This is a genomic window from Bradymonas sediminis, assembly GCF_003258315.1.
Taxonomy (GTDB): Bacteria; Myxococcota_A; Bradymonadia; order Bradymonadales; family Bradymonadaceae; genus Bradymonas; species Bradymonas sediminis.
In genome coordinates, this window is record NZ_CP030032.1 from 1,248,322 (window position 1) to 1,264,681 (window position 16,360).

Annotated in this window: 12 protein-coding genes; 4 read left to right on the top strand and 8 right to left on the bottom strand. The window is 59.6% G+C overall.

Features of this window, described 5'->3' with window-relative positions:
* Positions 1 to 31: 31 nt before the first annotated feature.
* The 5 genes from DN745_RS04675 to DN745_RS04695 all read right to left on the bottom strand — a co-directional run bounded on the left by DN745_RS04675 (position 32) and on the right by DN745_RS04695 (position 7,534).
* Complete coding sequence (locus DN745_RS04675) at positions 32 to 3,127, bottom strand: efflux RND transporter permease subunit (protein ID WP_111332606.1); 3,096 nt, start codon at positions 3,125 to 3,127, stop codon at positions 32 to 34.
* Positions 3,128 to 3,193: 66 nt separating this feature from the next.
* On the bottom strand, positions 3,194 to 4,819 hold the full coding sequence (locus DN745_RS04680) for an efflux RND transporter periplasmic adaptor subunit (RefSeq protein WP_111332608.1): 1,626 nt from the start codon (positions 4,817 to 4,819) through the stop codon (positions 3,194 to 3,196).
* Between the two features lie 4 nt (positions 4,820 to 4,823).
* Positions 4,824 to 6,041 (bottom strand): TolC family protein, encoded by a 1,218-nt coding sequence (locus tag DN745_RS04685; RefSeq protein ID WP_162687455.1) that lies wholly within the window; start codon positions 6,039 to 6,041, stop codon positions 4,824 to 4,826.
* 135 nt (positions 6,042 to 6,176) lie between these two features.
* On the bottom strand, positions 6,177 to 7,148 hold the full coding sequence (locus DN745_RS04690) for a M56 family metallopeptidase (protein ID WP_162687456.1): 972 nt from the start codon (positions 7,146 to 7,148) through the stop codon (positions 6,177 to 6,179).
* Positions 7,149 to 7,156: 8 nt separating this feature from the next.
* Positions 7,157 to 7,534, bottom strand: coding sequence for a BlaI/MecI/CopY family transcriptional regulator (locus DN745_RS04695; RefSeq protein ID WP_162687457.1), 378 nt, complete (start codon positions 7,532 to 7,534; stop codon positions 7,157 to 7,159).
* Between the two features lie 204 nt (positions 7,535 to 7,738).
* On the opposite strand from DN745_RS04695, the gene DN745_RS04700 reads away from it, so the two are divergent.
* Positions 7,739 to 8,971 carry an MFS transporter gene (locus DN745_RS04700; protein ID WP_111332614.1) on the top strand — a complete coding sequence of 411 codons (1,233 nt, stop codon included), beginning with the start codon at positions 7,739 to 7,741 and terminating at the stop codon, positions 8,969 to 8,971.
* An 84-nt stretch (positions 8,972 to 9,055) separates the two neighbouring features.
* Here the strand turns inward: DN745_RS04700 and DN745_RS04705 are convergent, their stop codons facing one another.
* The 3 genes from DN745_RS04705 to DN745_RS04715 form a co-directional block, all read right to left on the bottom strand.
* Positions 9,056 to 9,979 (bottom strand): copper resistance protein B, encoded by a 924-nt coding sequence (locus tag DN745_RS04705; protein WP_111332616.1) that lies wholly within the window; start codon positions 9,977 to 9,979, stop codon positions 9,056 to 9,058.
* The gene (locus tag DN745_RS04710) at positions 9,966 to 11,879 is read right to left on the bottom strand and encodes a copper resistance system multicopper oxidase (RefSeq protein WP_166642403.1); all 1,914 of its coding nucleotides are present in this window, start codon (positions 11,877 to 11,879) and stop codon (positions 9,966 to 9,968) included. The genes DN745_RS04705 and DN745_RS04710 overlap by 14 nt, the downstream gene beginning before the upstream one ends.
* Positions 11,880 to 12,082: 203 nt before the next feature.
* The gene (locus tag DN745_RS04715) at positions 12,083 to 13,525 is read right to left on the bottom strand and encodes a multicopper oxidase family protein (RefSeq protein WP_111332617.1); all 1,443 of its coding nucleotides are present in this window, start codon (positions 13,523 to 13,525) and stop codon (positions 12,083 to 12,085) included.
* A 231-nt stretch (positions 13,526 to 13,756) separates the two neighbouring features.
* Between DN745_RS04715 and DN745_RS04720 the strand changes: the two genes are divergently transcribed.
* The 3 genes from DN745_RS04720 to DN745_RS04730 all read left to right on the top strand — a co-directional run bounded on the left by DN745_RS04720 (position 13,757) and on the right by DN745_RS04730 (position 16,300).
* Positions 13,757 to 14,167, top strand: a complete 411-nt coding sequence (locus DN745_RS04720) for a DUF302 domain-containing protein (protein ID WP_204355087.1) — start codon at positions 13,757 to 13,759, stop codon at positions 14,165 to 14,167.
* Positions 14,168 to 14,390: 223 nt separating this feature from the next.
* On the top strand, positions 14,391 to 14,909 hold the full coding sequence (locus DN745_RS04725) for a hypothetical protein (protein WP_111332619.1): 519 nt from the start codon (positions 14,391 to 14,393) through the stop codon (positions 14,907 to 14,909).
* Between the two features lie 77 nt (positions 14,910 to 14,986).
* The gene (locus DN745_RS04730; RefSeq protein WP_111332620.1) at positions 14,987 to 16,300 is read left to right on the top strand and encodes a TolC family protein; all 1,314 of its coding nucleotides are present in this window, start codon (positions 14,987 to 14,989) and stop codon (positions 16,298 to 16,300) included.
* The last annotated feature ends 60 nt before the right edge of the window (positions 16,301 to 16,360 follow it).

Here is a 16,360-nt window from a genome sequence, read left to right on the forward strand (position 1 = left end):
TTTTGTTGTTGATGAAAGATGAATTCGAAAATCACGATTTTGCAGCGGTGATCTCGCCAAAGCGAAGATATAACGCCGGCACGACGATCATATTGAGCGCGGTCGCCGAGATGAGTCCAAATAATAGGACAATCGCCATCGGGGCCTGGATCTCACTGCCGGGTTCGCCGGCTTGCAGGGCCAGCGGGACGAGCCCGAGGCCGCTGGCAAGCGCGGTCATGAGGATCGGGGCGAGCCGTTCCATGGCGCCCTGTTTGACGGCTTGCCATCGGTCGCTGACGCCTTCCTCGTAGTGGAGGTGGCGAATATGCGAGACCATCAGTAGGCCATTTCGGGTGGCGATGCCAAAGAGCGTGATAAAACCGATGAGTGAGGCCACCGATAAGATGCCGTCGAGGACGTAGACGCCGACCACCCCGCCGATCAGCGCATGCGGCAGGTTCGCCATGACCAGGAGCGCGTCGCGCCCCGACCCCAGCGAGACAAATAGTAGCAAGAAGATTCCGATAATGACGACGCCGGTCAGCAGGGTCAGCGTTTGGGAGGCCTGGGTGGCGCTCTCGAATTGCCCGCCGTATTCGACGTGATAGCCCGTGGGCATCACAACCTGCTCGCCGACACGCGAGCGGATCTTCTCGACCACGCCCACCAGGTCGCCTCCCGCTACGTTGCAGGATACGACGATATTGCGCTGCACACTTTCGCGGCTGATGCGATTGGGGCGGCGGTCTCGACGCACATCGGCCAGGGCATGAAGGGGCACCTGGGCGCCGGTGGGCGTCTTGATAAGTGTTTGGCGAATGGACTCCAGGTTGGCCTTCGCGTCTTCGGGATAGCGCACGAGCAGGTCGAAGCCGCGCTGCTCCTCGATGATGCGCGAGACGTCGTGGCCGACAAACGCGGTCTCGATCACCTCGGCGACCTCGCGCACCCGGAGCCCGTGGCGCGCAATGGCGTCTCGGTCAAAGTCGATGAGCAAGAAGGGGATATCCATCTGCTGCTCGACGTTGAGGTCGACCACGCCTTCGACATTCTCCATCGCCTCGCTGACCTCCTGGCCCAACCTGCGAAGCTCGTAGAGATCCGAGCCAAAGATTTTGACCGCAATATTGGCCCGCGTCCCCGAGAGCATATGGTCGATGCGGTGGCTGATGGGCTGGCCGATGGTAATATTCATCCCGGGCAACTGCGCCAGGTCCTGTCGCAACGCGGCCAGGAACTCATCCTGACTGCGCTCGTGCATCTTGAGGTCGACGTCGATCTCGGCGGCGTTGACGCCCTGGGCGTGCTCGTCGAGCTCGGCGCGGCCGGTTCTTCGGGAGGTCGAGACGACTTCGGGATGGGCGAGCATTATCTCTTCGATACGCTTGCCGAGCTTGCCGGAGGTTTCGAGGGAAGTGCCGGGTAGGGTGACCGCGCTGACCGTGAGCGTGCCCTCGTTGAACTCGGGCAAGAATGCCTGACCCGCGTTCAGCAGGCCCCAGCCGGCGATGCCGAGCGCGGTGAGCGAGGCTGCGGTGATCAGCTTCCAATGAGGGAGGGTTTTGTCGAGCACCGGCTCATAGCCGCGCTTGAGCCAACGCATCGCCCAGCTCTCCTCGTTATGCATGATCGCTTTGGTGCCGGGCAGCAGGAAATAACACATCGCCGGGGTCACGGTGAGCGCCACCACCAGCGACGCCGACAGCGAAACGACGTAGGCGATACCGAGCGGTTGGAGCAGGCGTCCCTCGACGCCGCTGAGGAAAAAGAGCGGCAAAAACACCAGGATAATGATCAACGTGGCGAATACGATCGACGAGCGAACCTCCTTGGAGGCCTCGAAGATGACCTGGATGGTGGGCTGGCGCAGCTCGGGCGGTTTTTGGGCGTCGAGCCTCAGCCGTCGCACGACATTTTCGACGTCGACGATCGCGTCGTCGACCAGCGCACCGACCGCAATCGCCATGCCGCCGAGCGTCATCGTGTTGATCGAGCCGCCGAAGAAATCGAGCACCACTACGGCGACCAGAAGTGACAGGGGAATGGCGGTCGCCGTGATCACGGTCGCGCGAATATTAGCCAGAAACAGTAGGAGAATGAGCACGACGAGAATCGCGCCGTCACGAAGCGCCGTCATCACATTATCGATGGAGATTTCGATGAAATTGGACTGGCGAAAGATATTTCGTTGTAGTTCCATGCCTTCGGGGAGTGATGCCTCGATGCCGTCGAGCGCCTCGTCGAGGCGCTCGGTCAGCGCCAGGGTATTGGCGTCGGGCTGTTTTTGAATCCCGATGATGACGGCGTCTTTGCCATTAAATGAGCCGTCGCCGCGCTTGAGCGCCGGGGCGATTTTAACCTCACCAAGGTCAGCTACGGTGAGCGGCTGTCCGTTGCGCACTGCCAGAACGGTGTTGCCGATATCCGAGATTCTTTCGATGCGGCCGAGCCCGTAGATAAGATATTCGCGCCCGTTTTCGCGATAGAACCCGGCCGACACGTTCTCATTGGTCTCTGTGAGCGCATCGGTGACCTCATTGAGACCGAGATTATAGGCCGCGAGTTTCGCCGGATTGACGTGGACCTGGTATTGCTTCACGCCGCCGCCGATGGGCATCACCTGGGAGACGCCGGCCACCGCGAGCAGGCGTCGTCGCAGCACCCAATCCGCCTCGCTGCGCACCTCAATCGGGGTATGCTTTTCAGAGGTCAGGGCGACAAACATGATCTCACCCATGACCGAAGAGATCGGCCCCATCACCGGTGGGTCGACGTCGGCCGGAAGTTGGGAGCGCACGAGCTGCAACTTCTCCCCGACGATCTGGCGCGCTCGATAGACATCGGTGCCCCAGTCGAATTCCACCCAGATCACCGCGTTACCGATGCCCGAGGTCGAGCGAACCCGGCGCACGCCGGTGGCGCCGTTGAGCGCGGTCTCGATGGGGTAGGTGATCTGACTTTCGACTTCCTCAGGCGCCTTGCCGTGTGCTTCGACCACCACCGTTACGCTGGGGGCGGTCAGGTTGGGGAACACGTCGACCGGCATATGAACCGCCTGCCAGGTCCCCCAGATGAAGAGCGCCGCAGCGGCCAGAACCACAAAAAAGCGGTTCTCGAGTGACCATTTGATAATGCCGTCAATCATTGAAATACCTTATTTTGAATCGCTACCAGCTAAAGTCGATGTCGGATGAGCTCAAATCAGCTCAGATTAATGCGCGTGGCCGTGGCCAACTGAGCCGGTCGACATGCTCGCGAGCTTCACATAATAGACGCCCTCGCTGACCACATGCTCGCCGGGTTGAAGCCCGTCGAGGACCTCGACGTGGTCGCGGTCGCGCATCCCCAGGCGCACGATGCGCCGCTCAAATGACTCGCCATTTTTCATCACGAAGACGACGTCGAGGCCCTTCTCGTCGAGCACCGCCGAGGCCGGAATACTCAGGGCTTCTCTGGGCTCAGCGCTGTAGATATGAGCCCTGACGAAGCTGCCGATCCGCAAGTGTTTTTGTGCATCGTTTTCACCCAGCGCAAAGATCAGCGGCGCGGTACGCGTGGTCGGGTCGATCACGTCGCCAAAACTGAGCAATTCGCCCCCTGTGTTGACGTCGATCTCAACGGGCGGAAGTTTCCCACCCGGCTCAAACCACAGGCCGGTCGGCTGGCCGATGCGCGGTAAATCGGCCTCGGGCACATGGGCCTCGAGCCATAGTTTTGAGCGGTCGACGATGCGAAAGAGCGAATCGCTGCGGGACACAAATCCGCCGTCCACGACCGTTCGTTCGGCGATCATCCCATCGATAGGGCTTCGGATCGCCACGCGTCCGTTGGCCGCGGCGCCGCGCGATTCGAGGTTGCGAAATTGCCCGATTCGTTGCTGGGCCTGGTCGACGTCGGCCTGGGCGATGTCGCGGGTGCTCTGGGCATCCTGGAGCCGCTTTTCGGCGATCGCGCCGCTTGTCACGAGTCCCTGCACGCGCTCGAAATCGCGCTCGGCGCGACTCAGTTCAACCTTGGCTTTACGAAGCTCAGCCCGAAGTTGGGTGATCTCACCGGCGTCCAGGCTTGGGAGAATATAGGCGAGTATCTGGCCGGCCTCGACCCGTTGGCCGACCTGTGCGACCCCGTCCTTTGGGGCCGAGATGCGCCCGTCAAAGGGAGTCGTCACCCGCGACTCGCCGCCCGCGGCCGGCCGAAGATTTGCGTTCACTATCACCGACGGGCGCATCGAGCGCGTCACAGCTTTCGCCATATCGAAGTCGACCATCCACTGCTGTTCTTTGAGGAAAGAAACGCCGCCTTCGGGCACTTCGACTTCGATTTTGCGCGCCGCCTCGATATTCTCGAAGACCTCAAACTCACCGAGATTGAATGTCTCGCTAAACGCCTCTGTTTTGAGCATCAGGATAAGCTGGCGCTTGCCCGGGTATTTCGGAATCGCGATGGGCGTAAAAATGCCAGGCCGCGCGGGCGCGCCGGCCGCCCAATTCTCGCCGGGCGACTCCTGGCTCGTCAGAACGAGCGAAAGCGTGCCGTTTCGCACCGGCTGGTAGCCGTCGAGCGTGGTAAAATGGGCCGCGAATTTTGACTCCAGCCCAGCGACGAGCGCCGGAAACTCGACGAAGATTTCGGTATGCTCACCAAAGACGGTGATCACATGGGTCGGGCGCTCGCTGTCGCCATGAGCGTGATCTCCGTGGTCCTGCTGGCCGTCTCCATGAGTATGATCGCCGTGATCATGATGATCGCAGCCGACCAGCGCCAGCGAGAGGACGAGCAAGATGAGGAGCACCCTATTTGGTGCGCGAAATATGACTTCGATTGGCTTTATTCGCATTATATTATTCGCCCTCGTGCTGAGATATTTTGTCGTTTAGTAATTCGAAATTTTGCTCTAATTCGATCTGGTGATGACGCGCCTCGGCGGCCATCTCCTGGAGGCGCAGGCGTGAGCCGACGACCCCGTGATATGCGTCGATAAGTTCGAGGATGCCGACTTCGCCTGCGTCGTAGCTCTGCTGCGCTAATGTCGCGTTTTTCTGGGCGCGCTCGACGCCTGCTGTGCGGTAGGTGTCGGCGGCCGCGGAGAGCATGCGAACCTTTGAGGAAGCCTCCGACGCATCGGCTTGTATTTGTTGCTTCAGCAACGCGCGGCGACTCTTTGCGCTAACCAGCGCCGCCTCGGCCTCCATGCGCTCGCCCGCGGCCCGGTCGAATAATGGGATATCGAGGGCGACGCCGGCGACGAATCCATGAAAGCGCTGCGTACCAACGTCGACGCTTTTATAGCCGCCTCTGAGGATCAGCTCGGGGATCCACCAGCGGGAGGCTGCGTCGATACTCAACTGCGCCGCGGCGCCTCGCTCACTCGCAGCGGCGAGCTCGGGTCGGCCCGCGACCGCCCGGCGAAGCGCCTCATCATCGGGTAATTTCGCGGGCAATAACTCGCCCTCGACGCGCAATGTATTTTGCGCTGAATCGATGCCCACCAACCCGGCGAGTTGAGCCCGCGCGCCGGCGAGTTCTGCGCGCTCGGAGGCGGCGTCCGCTCGGACATCCGCAATCTCGCGTCGCAGCCGCTCCACATCATAGGGTGCGCTCTCACCCGCCTGGGCTCGCTGAACCAACTTCTGCTCAACCTCTCTCATCTGTTCGATCCAGGCCGAGCGCATTTCGACACGCTGCTGAAGCGCGAGGACGCGATAGAAGAGGTGGCGAACACGAGTCGCGATCTTTCTTGCGTCGGCGTGCGTCTCGAGCTGAGTGGCCCGGGCGCGTGTTCTGGCGGCCTCGGCCCGAAGCCCGCGATTGCCGGAAATAGGCAGCGCTTGCTCAAGAATCAGATAGTCTTCGGCCAGAGTCTCGGGTTCTTCGAAAGCCTGCTCCCGGCTGTATTCGAATATTGGATTCGACCGCGCCTGCGCCCGAAGTGCCGCCGCTTCGTCCGACTTTATTTGGGCAGCCCAGAGGTCATTGAGTGCCGGGCGCTCTAGCGCCCGACGCACGGCTTCTTGCTCGCTAAGGACCTGTTCGGAATCGGTCGATATTTGCGCGTTCAAAGGCGACGCAACACAGAGCCCCACGATAAAGAAAGACAGCGCCACAAAAAACCTATGGCCAATCGGTTTTATCGCGAAATAAAGGCAAGTTCTTTTCATATAATATATGCTCATGCCAGTCAGGAAATATTTGGTTTAAAAGGCGAGGAAGGTCAGGGTTTCAAAGGCGTGGTGGAGCGCATCGTGAAAGAGAATCAGCGCGCATGCAGCCACACCACAGGTCGCCAGAATGGGCAGCCAATTGGGGCGCCGCCAATTCCCGTCGAGCATGCCTCGAACGCGTTCTTCCAGCGAGTGGATCCCAAAGCCGAGCGCCAGAGCAGGGGAGGGCTCAGCGTCACAGGCGCGCTTCATGGCCACAATCGCCTCGGCGACTGTGAGTCGATCGCCGATGGCATCGGCCGCGGCTTCGTCACAGGCTTGCTCACAAGCGAGGTCGATATGTCCGAGGAGTTGCGTGCGTATCGGGGAGAAATGGAATTTCGCCCCCAGGCGGATTCCCAATTTAACCAACGCATCATAGCGACGGATATGCGCCTTCTCGTGGGCAATCACGGCCTCGAGTTGCCGGGCCGACAGGAGTTCGCGAAGCCGCCGCGAGATGCAGAATTTCGGCCGAATCAACCCGATCGCCACCGCGATCGGCCGCTCGCTTGCGATCATCCAACCGTCGATTTCGGCGTCATAATGCCCGAGCCGTTTGAGTTGCTTATTCCAGGCGCCCGCTCGCCGAACACCCGCAAATTCGCTCTTCCAACCGGCAAATATCCAGACAATAAAAGCCGCACAACCCGTTAATATTAAAGGTGAAATGGGCGGCGGAGTGCCGTGAATAAAGCAAAGATGGAAAGTGTGGTGCGAATGATAAGAGCAATGGTCAGCGGCAAGTCCAAGGGCATCCAGAACGGAGGGCAAAAATGAGACCATCACGACGATGCTACCCAGTGCGGCTGGCAATAACGCAAGCGCGCTCAACATCATAAAACGCGCCCGGGGCGTGACGAGGTTGAGGCGCTCGACCCAGCTCGACACCCCGATGGCCACGAGTCCTGCTCCCACGACGGCGCCCGCCGCGAAGAGAATAATGACCACTTGTAACCAGCTCAATAGCACCATCATTGCGACTCATCCGACGCCTGGCGCTTGGCGGCGATCAACGCCTCAAGCGCGTCCAGCGTGCCCGCTCCGGCTCGATCGGCGAGGTTGACGAAGGCCTCAAGCGCCACGTGCATGTCGGTCTCTGCGACCAATTCGCCGACCAATAATTCAGTCAACTCACGGCGGTCGACGCGCTGTGAATAGATATAGGCGTGACCCTTTTTATGGCGTGATAATAACTTCTTCGTCCACAAACGCTTAAACGTCGATTGAACCGTATTATGAGTAATACCTCGCTCCTCGCCAAACGCCCGGTGGGCCGATTTGACGTCGCTCTCACCGTGCTCCCAGACATATTCGAGCACCGTCATTTCTAGCTCTCCCAAATGGGACACATCTGCATTCATCGACTTTCCAGGTTAAAGGATTCACAAGCGGACCGATTGCCTGTCGGTTTTATCACATGACAACGCAAATAACGATCCATCGAGACACTCAAAAGCTATAGAAGCCATTAAACCGATTGTCAATCGGTTTAATGGCGTGATACTTCTTTGGCGTGATGTGGTGGTGGTTCTTTCTGGATAGCAGGCTCATTTATGGTGACATATAGCACCCTGGGCGATCTCGAAAAAATCGAACGCAACGCGCGGTTATACCCATGGTATATAGCGGTATTCAACGCGTTCTTCTGGATGCCGGTCTTTTTTCTATATTTCGGTGAGAACCTGGGGCTTGCGCGCGTTTTGCAACTCGAGGGCATTTATTATGCGGCGGTGGTCGTTTTAGAGGTGCCTTCAGGGTATATTTCCGACCGATTTGGCCGAAAAACAACGCTTCTGGGCGCCTCGCTGATGCTTGTTGTGGCGTATCTTATCTTCTTTTTCGCCTCGAGTTTCTCAGCCTTTGCCGCCGCTCAGGTCGTACTCGCCGCCGGCATTGCGTTGAATAGCGGCACCGACACTTCCTTTCATTACGACTCACTGACCGCGCTCGGTCGCGAGGTTGAATACGCCCAGCGTGAGGCCGTGGCGGCTCGAAGCGCGATGCTGGCGACCAGCCTGAGCGCGCTTATTGGCGGTGGGGTGGCGGCGATCGACCTCCGCTACGCTTACGGTCTCTCGGTTATTGCAGCCGTTGCGGGGCTCATCACCGTACTGAGCTTCACGGAACCACAAAGCAAAACAGCCGCGCAGGCCGCGCCTTTTTTCTCGCAGCTTCATGACTGTTTTAGGCACCTGAGGCAGCCGCGCCTTGCATGGTTATTCGGGTTTGTGGTGCTCATCACCATCCTCGAACATATCCCTTATGAGTTTTACCAGCCCTATCTCGATCTCTTAGGTGCGCAGCTTGATTTCAGCCCCAAAACGGCGCTGATTGCCGGCGTTCATATGGCCATCGCGACCCTTATCGGTGCATTGTTCGCGCACAACAGTGCGCGCATCGCGGGTCGGCTCGGCATCGCCAAAACCCTGCTGCTGGCCGCATTGCTTCAATTGATCATTATTTCGGTCATGGGGTTGTTCCTAAATGAGGTTATCGTTGCGCTCATCCTCTTGCGCGAGATCGCGGGCGGCATGACCCGCGCGCCAATTAACGCCGCGATCACCCCGTATATCCCGCAGAAGCAGCGTGCCACCTTCCTGTCCATCCAGAGTCTGGCGGGTCGCGTCGGGTTTTCTGCGCTGTTGGTCGGCCTGTCCTTCTCAACCGGCAATATCGACACGCATACCTGGTCGGCGCTTTCTCATCTATTGCTCATCTGCGCCGGACTAGGTGCGCGGGGGCTTGGCGTGCTTGCAATAAGTCTGTGGTGGGTGGATGTGGAGTAACCGCGAAGTCTATTGGATCAGTCAATATGTATTGGTTCGTCGTTTAGCGCTGGAATTCAACTCAAATCAACACAATTGCGAAGCTCAGTAAATCGCAAACCGAACCCCGCCCAACACAAAGAATCGACTGTTATCTTCGCCCGCCGCCGCGGCCATATCTCCGGTGCCGAAGACAAGTGCCTCGAAACGTGCGCCCAGGTAGGGTGCGAATTCGCGCCAGAGGGCGTAGCGAAGCCGCAGGTCCACGACCACGCTATTCATGCCGGCGCCGATGCCGCGCGCGTCGCTGTCTCGGGCCGAGAATCGCAACTCGGTGCGCGGCTGCAGCACCAATCGCTGGGTGATGCGGACGTCATATTCCGCCTCAAAGGTGGCGAGGAGGTTGAGTTTTTCGGTGACGTAGATGGAGGCGTCGACCTCGAACATACCCGGGGCGAGTCCCTGGATGGCGAGCGCGGCGGCCCAGAAATCCCTATAATTTTCTCCGCCCCAGACGTTCGCATATTGTACGCCGGCCTGCGCGGTCCAGAAGGGCGCGATAAGTCGGCCATAGAGCAGGTCGACGTCTGACTCCCCCTCGAAATCCTCGCCTTGCCAACTCGCTTCGCCCTCACCCTTGAGCCATAGGCGGTTGAAGTCGCCGCCAAACCAGGCCGAAAACTCGGTGCCAACCGCGTCGGGTTCGCCCTGTAAATCGTAGCGATACTCGAGCTGATCGACGATAAAGAACGCGCGAAGGTGGTCGTCCGGAATGGCGTCCGGGTAGTCATCGGGCGGCGGCTCTTCCGCGCGCGCCAAGACCTCATCGAGGGTCATGCCGGCGGGTAATTCCGCCTCCGGGAGGCGGCTCTGTGACTCGACCTCCGGCGTCTCGGGCGACTCCTCGGCGTGCTCCGAGTCACCGTGCTGGTGGGGCGAATCCTGGGCCCAGGCGTTCGGGCCGCCGGCGAGTAAAACGCATAATGAGACGAGGATCCGCGTGACATCGCGTCGCTTAGGATTTGGCATCAATTGGCTCCCCGCTGAGGTCGCGAACCACCGCGACGGTGCGAAACATACCCGCCTCCATATGGTATAAAAGATGGCAATGAAACGCCCACTGACCCGGCGCGTCCGCGCTGATGTCGACGGTCAGCAGCTCGGCCGGGTTCACGTTGACGGTGTGTTTTCGTGGGTTCTTCGCGTAGTCGTGGCCGACATATAAATCCATCCACATTCCGTGCAGATGAATCGGATGGCTCATCATCGTATCGTTGATAAAATTGATGCGCAGGCGCTCGCCAAATTTAAAGCGAATCATCTTCGACTCGGACCATTTTTTGCCGTTAAATCCCCAGATATATTTATGCATATTGCCCGTGAGATGCAGGTTGATCTCGCGGGTCGGTGGCCGACGGTCGGGCGGTGTTTGCAGCGCTTTGAGTTGGCCATAGGTCAGCACGCGTCGGCCGTCTTTTCCCAGGCCAATGCCCGGCTCATCAAAGCGCCGATAGGCGTGCATGGCCATCGCGATGCTCGCCGCGCCGTGCTCATCTGGGCCGTGTTGGACCATCTCCGGGAGGTTCTGGATAGGCAGAGGTTTTCGCTCTTTGATCGGGGCGACCCGGCGCTCGTCGTGGGGCGGGTAGGTCACGGACGTCGACGGTTTATCGTCCATTTTATGCTCGCCGTTCATCGCGTGTGCGCCGTGCGAGCTCTCCATATCCTTCGTTTCGTCGCCTTCATCCATGCCCTCCATCGCGCCGTGCATCATCCCCATATCGGCCATGGTGAGCATCGGCCGGTGCCGACGCGCCGGGATGGCGGCCGACATTCCCGGTCTAGGGGCGAGCGTCCCGCGCGCGAAACCGCTGCGATCCATCGTCTCGGCAAAGATCGTGTACGCCTTTTCGTCGGGCATCGTCACCAGCACGTCGTAGGTCTCGGCGACCGCCACGCGCAGCTCATCGACCTCGACCGGCTCCACGTTTTGCCCATCCGCCTGGACCACCGTCAGCGGCAAACCCTCCACCCGGAAATCATAATAGGTCATCGTCGAGGCGTTGGTGATGCGAAAGCGCACCTTTTGGCCGGGCCGGGCGAAAAAGGTCGGGTTCTGGGCGGCGCTTCGGCCATTGAGCAAATAGGTGAAGGTCGCGCCGGTGATATCTGCGATATCGGTCGGATCCATGCGCATCCAATTCCATTGCAACCGTTTGCTTATGACCTCGCCGAGGCTCTCGCCGGTGGCCTCGACCTGGGCGCTGAGGTTGGCCAGAGTAGGGCGCTGAAAATTATAATAGCCCTCGATTGTCTTGAGCTTCTTCATCGCCGTATGAGGATCTTCGAAGGTCCAATCCGAGAGGACGATTGTGTGCTCGACGTCGTACGCAACCGGGTCGGGCTGCGCGGGCTCGATGATAAGCTGGCCGTAGTGGCCGAGTTGCTCCTGCATGCCGGTATGGCTGTGGTACCAATAGGTCCCGTTCTGGCGCACCTTAAAGCGATAGGTGAAGGTCTCACCCGGCGCGATGCCCCGAAAACTGATGCCCGGCACCCCGTCCATCGTGAATGGAAGGAGTATGCCGTGCCAATGAATCGAGGTCGATTCGTGCATTCGATTATGCACTCGAATCAGGGCGTCATCTCCCTCTTTCATGCGGATGACCGGCCCGGGAAATCCACCGTTGATGGTGATCGCCTGGCCGATCTTTTCGTCGACGCGTACCTCTTGCTTCTCGATATAAAGATCGATGCCGCCGGGCGTGCTGGCATCGAGGGCGCCGAACTTGCCGGCACGCAGCTCGGGGTTGGTGCGGGCCCACAGCGGTCCCGCGATCTTCAGGCTGGCCAGACCTGCCGCGGCGCCTGCCACAAAGCCACGTCGCGAGATTGAATTTTCGCGTTGCGAATCAGGACCATTCATCATCAGCGTTCTCCTTTGTGTTTGTGGCGCACACAACGATACCGCGATGCCATGTCTATGATCACAAAAGCCCCTTCCGAGAGGGGCTTTGTTGCTACAAATAACTCGGTTCTATGAAGCTAAAACGCATCCGCGATTAGTCTAGTGATTTTCTGGAATTGTATTTTTTGCTTGAAAACAGGCCGAGTTAGTTGCTGACACGCCCGTCACTTCTCCACATGAATCTCCGTCATCATCCCCGCCTCGGCGTGCTCCAAAATGTGGCAATGCATCATCCAATAGCCCCAGTCGAGCGGGACCATGCCGACGTCGATGACTTCCTTGCGCTCCAGGAGCACCGTGTCGCGCAGGAACGGCTCGTCGACCGGGACGCCGTTGCGGGCGAGCACCTTGAAGAATTGCCCGTGGATATGCATGGGGTGCAGGCGAAATGAGTCGTTCTGGAAGCGAATGCGCTTCCAGCGGCCTTCTTTGAGGACCGTGGGCTCGTGGGTGCCCCAGACCTCGCCGTTGATCGTCCACTCGATGCCGTGGGGGCCGCCGCGGCGCGCGTCGAGGACGTAAGTCTGGTCGATATCGCGCTCCAGGGCGCCCTCCCATTTCGGGAGGTTCGGGTTAAATGGCGGCTCAAAGGTCGGGGTTTCGACCGGCTCGCCGGCGACCTTTAGCGTCGCGAGGACCGTGGGTTGACGGCCGAAATCGTTCATCAAAGCGAAGCTCTTGCCGGCCGCATCTTTGGGGATGGTGATGTCGACATCGAGCCGGTTTCCGGGGGCCGTCTTCTGGCCGAGCAGCGTGACCGGCTTGCCCGTATACATGCCGTCGGTGGCGATGACCTTCGCGTCCAGACCGTCGAAGCGAAGTTGATAAACGCGCCCGTTCGACGCGTCCAAAAGGCGCAGCCGCAGCCGCTCACCCGGGCGAACCTCCATCACCTTGTGGGACTCACCGTTGACCGTGATATCGCGCCCCCAACGGCCGTCATGGGAGAGGTCGTGGCGGGTCACAAAACGCGGGTCAATCTGGCCGTCGCGCCCGAGCTTCCAATCGTCGAGCACCCACATTTCGTCGCGGGTATATCCCAGCGGCTCGGCGTCTTCGACCACGAGAACCCCGTAGAGCCCGCGCCCAACCTGCTCGGGCGTCTGGTGATGCGGGTGAAACCAGAAGGTCCCCGCGTCCTTGGGGACGAAGCGATATTCGAAACTCTCGCCGGGTTCAATCGCGTCCTGCGTGACGCCCGGCACGCCGTCCATCGCGTTCGGCACGCGCACGCCGTGCCAATGAATCGTGGTCGCCTGGGGCAAGTCGTTCTTAAAGCGGACCAGCACCTCCTCACCCAACTTCACCCGCAACACCGGCCCGGGAACCTGGCCATTATAGGCCCACACGTCGAGGTCGCGCCCGTCGATTTGCTTGACTGTGGTGGGCGCCGCGCGAAGTTCGAATTCGCGGGTCTTCGTGGGCTTGGGCGCGTCGGCCGGATAGGCCCGGGCGAGCTCTGCTTCGAATCTGGCGAGCTGGGCGTCGGGTGACTTCTCATGCTGCGCCGAAGTTGTACCGGGGCCCGTGACCTTCGTGTCGCAGGCGACCAGGTACGAGAGCGTGCCGCAGAGAAGGGCGATGAGGAGAGCGCGAAAAGCGGACATATAACACTCTAGAATCGGGGAGTTTTACGCGCCCTAACTCACTGACTGAGCGGGGGCGCAGAGGGCTAAACAAACACAAAAGATTGATGCAACATTCGTGCCCGCTGCTCTGGCTCATCGCTCGGCTCAGAGAGCGCGGCGCAAGCGCATTTTCGTGAAACCTTATGACTCCGCCCCGCATCGTACGGACGAGCCTGTCTACTGAGCTGACCCACCACAAAGGAGCTTCAAATGACCTATTTTAACAAACCCGATTATGGCATGAGCACAACCCTGAAGGGCGTAAGCCACGAAGACGCGATTGAGCGTACCAAGGCGGCGCTTAAGGAAGAGGGCTTCGGCGTGCTCACGACCATTGATATTAAGGCGACGCTGAAAAAGAAGTTGGACGTCGACCATCGCCCCTATGTGATTTTGGGCGCGTGTAACCCCGGGCTGGCCCACCAGGCGCTGAGCGCCGAGGCGCCCATTGGACTTTTGCTTCCCTGCAATGTCGTGGTCACCCAGGACGATAATGGCGACGCCGTGGTCGCGGCGATTAACGGCGAGAAGATGTTCAGCGTGGTGAATCGCGATGACCTCGGCCCCATCGCCAAAAAGGTCACCGCGAGTCTCGGGCGAATGATCGACAGCTTGAAATAAGGCTGGCGGCGCCGCTGTGAGCATAGGTGTAGAATTGTCTACACTTGCGCGCCGAATATGGTTAATTTTCTACAGCGATGGCCTTCAAAAGCCGCGTTGATGGGTTATGTGACAGTGGCACACACTTTGCAGTGACTCAGCGCGCGGCTTATTCACACTCGACCGTTCTGTCGAAAACCGGCCCGCTTGATAGACGAATGCGCGCATTCGTTATAAGTAGTCTGTGGCTATTTCGCCGCTCACCAACTGGATTTTTCTCGTTATGCCGAATTGGTTTGCATATTTTCTGACCCTGCTCATGACGGCGGCGCTCATCATGGGCGGCAGCCTTTGCGGCTGCTCGCATGTGCATGCGATGGGCTCAGTTGAGCAAACCGATTCGAAAGCGACGACCCACTCTGAAACGAAAACCCAGGCCGAGCCGACAGGCTGCGGTTGCGCGCCCAGCGAGGACTCCGGTGACGATGGGTCCGGCTGCGAATGTGGTTGCGATGGTTTCGCCGCGCACGACGGGCAGGGCGGAGACTTGGTCGAAGTGGCGGTCGCGTCGAAGAATCCACTTGAGGACTTCAAACCCCCGGTGTTGCAGCCGCGTTTTCAGGCGCTGCTGGCGGTGTGGTTTGCGGACTTTATCGCGCCTATTCTGGCCAGTGAGTCCGAAGCAATTGCAGCATTTATCGACCCGGGTCCTCCGGGTGTCGATCTCCCTATTTATCTACGTGTTCAGAACCTGAGGCTTTGAAAAGGTGCGCTTTTAGGAGCGCGAGGCGTTATGATGTGTCAACGCTGACCTTTTGAAGAGCATTTGGGAGCTGAATTATGAAACGCAAGAACGCTTTCACGCGTGTTCGGCGTGTGCTGGCTGGGCTGTGTGTCGCCGCGGTTTCGACCGTGTGTGCGGTGCCGATGGTCTGGGCGGACGACGGTGATTTTGAGCCGAAAACGCTGGCAGATTACGAGCATCAGGCCCTTAAAAATCACCCTCGCTTGGAGGCTGAGCAGCAAAAACTGCGCGCCATTCAAGCCGAGCGGGAGGGCAAACTCGCCAGTTATCCGCAGCCGATGATCAGCTACGGGGCCGAGATCGGCACGCCTTGGACCTCGATGCCGGGGGTTGGGCATACGGTGATGGTCTCGCAGCAACTTCTGTTGCCCGGGCGGCGAGCTCTGTGGGCCCAACCCGCCGAATTGCGCGGATCTGGGGTGGAAGCGCAGATCGAGGCGTCGAGCAATCAGATCGTCTTTGAGGTGCGTCAGGCGCTGATCGAGATCGCTCGCCTGGACCATCATCTGCTGATCTTCAACAAACAAAAAGAAGTCTACGCCGAGGCCGTGAGCATGGTTGAGGCGCTGATGTCGACCGGGCGCACCAGCTATGCGGACGTGTTGAGGCTATCGGTGACCAGCGAGATGCTCATCGACCAGATCGACCGCGTCCAGCGCGAGCGCGATGAGGTCGTGGCGGGCTTGCGCGTTGAGTTGGGGCTGGCGCCCGATGCTCAAATTCCTTTCGAATTTAGTGGGGAAAATAGCCCGATTGAGGTGTCCGATGACGCGCTCGAGCTTCCGAAATTATTAGAGGCGATGAACGCGCAGAACCCACAGTTGCGCGCGTTGGAGTTTGAGGCGCAGGCGGAGCTTGCTCAGAGCGAGGTCGTTCAAAAGGACGCCTGGCAGGGGCCGACCGTGGGGGTGGGCTATATGAATATGCCCTCGATGACGATGGACGGTGAGCGAGATGACGCGCTGATGCTGTCGGTGGCGATGCCGTTTCCGATCTTTGGGCGCCAGATCGCGCTGAACTCGGAGCGCTCCGAGGCGACGGGTTTGAGCGCGCGCGCGCAGCGGGCCGCCTTGCAGCGCACGTTGTCGACGCAGATCGAGGCCAGTGTTCTTAAGATTCGCGAGCGGCAGCGGCGACTCCTTCGCTACGAGAAGGAATTGATCCCGATGCTGGGTGACGTCAGCGAGCGTTTGCTGGCCGATGTCGAGGTCGGCCGCGGCCAGGTGACCGACTTTCAGTTGGTTTTTCAGCAGCAGCTCGACCTCGAGATGATGCTCGTGGACCTGCGGGCCGACATCGCGATTGAGCAAGCGCGGCTCAAGATGTTGACCGGCCGAGGGGCCGAATAAAGGGGCTCTTTGCGGCGGCAAAGCTGGGCGTCAATTGCGTTCTGAATTTGAGTTTAAAGG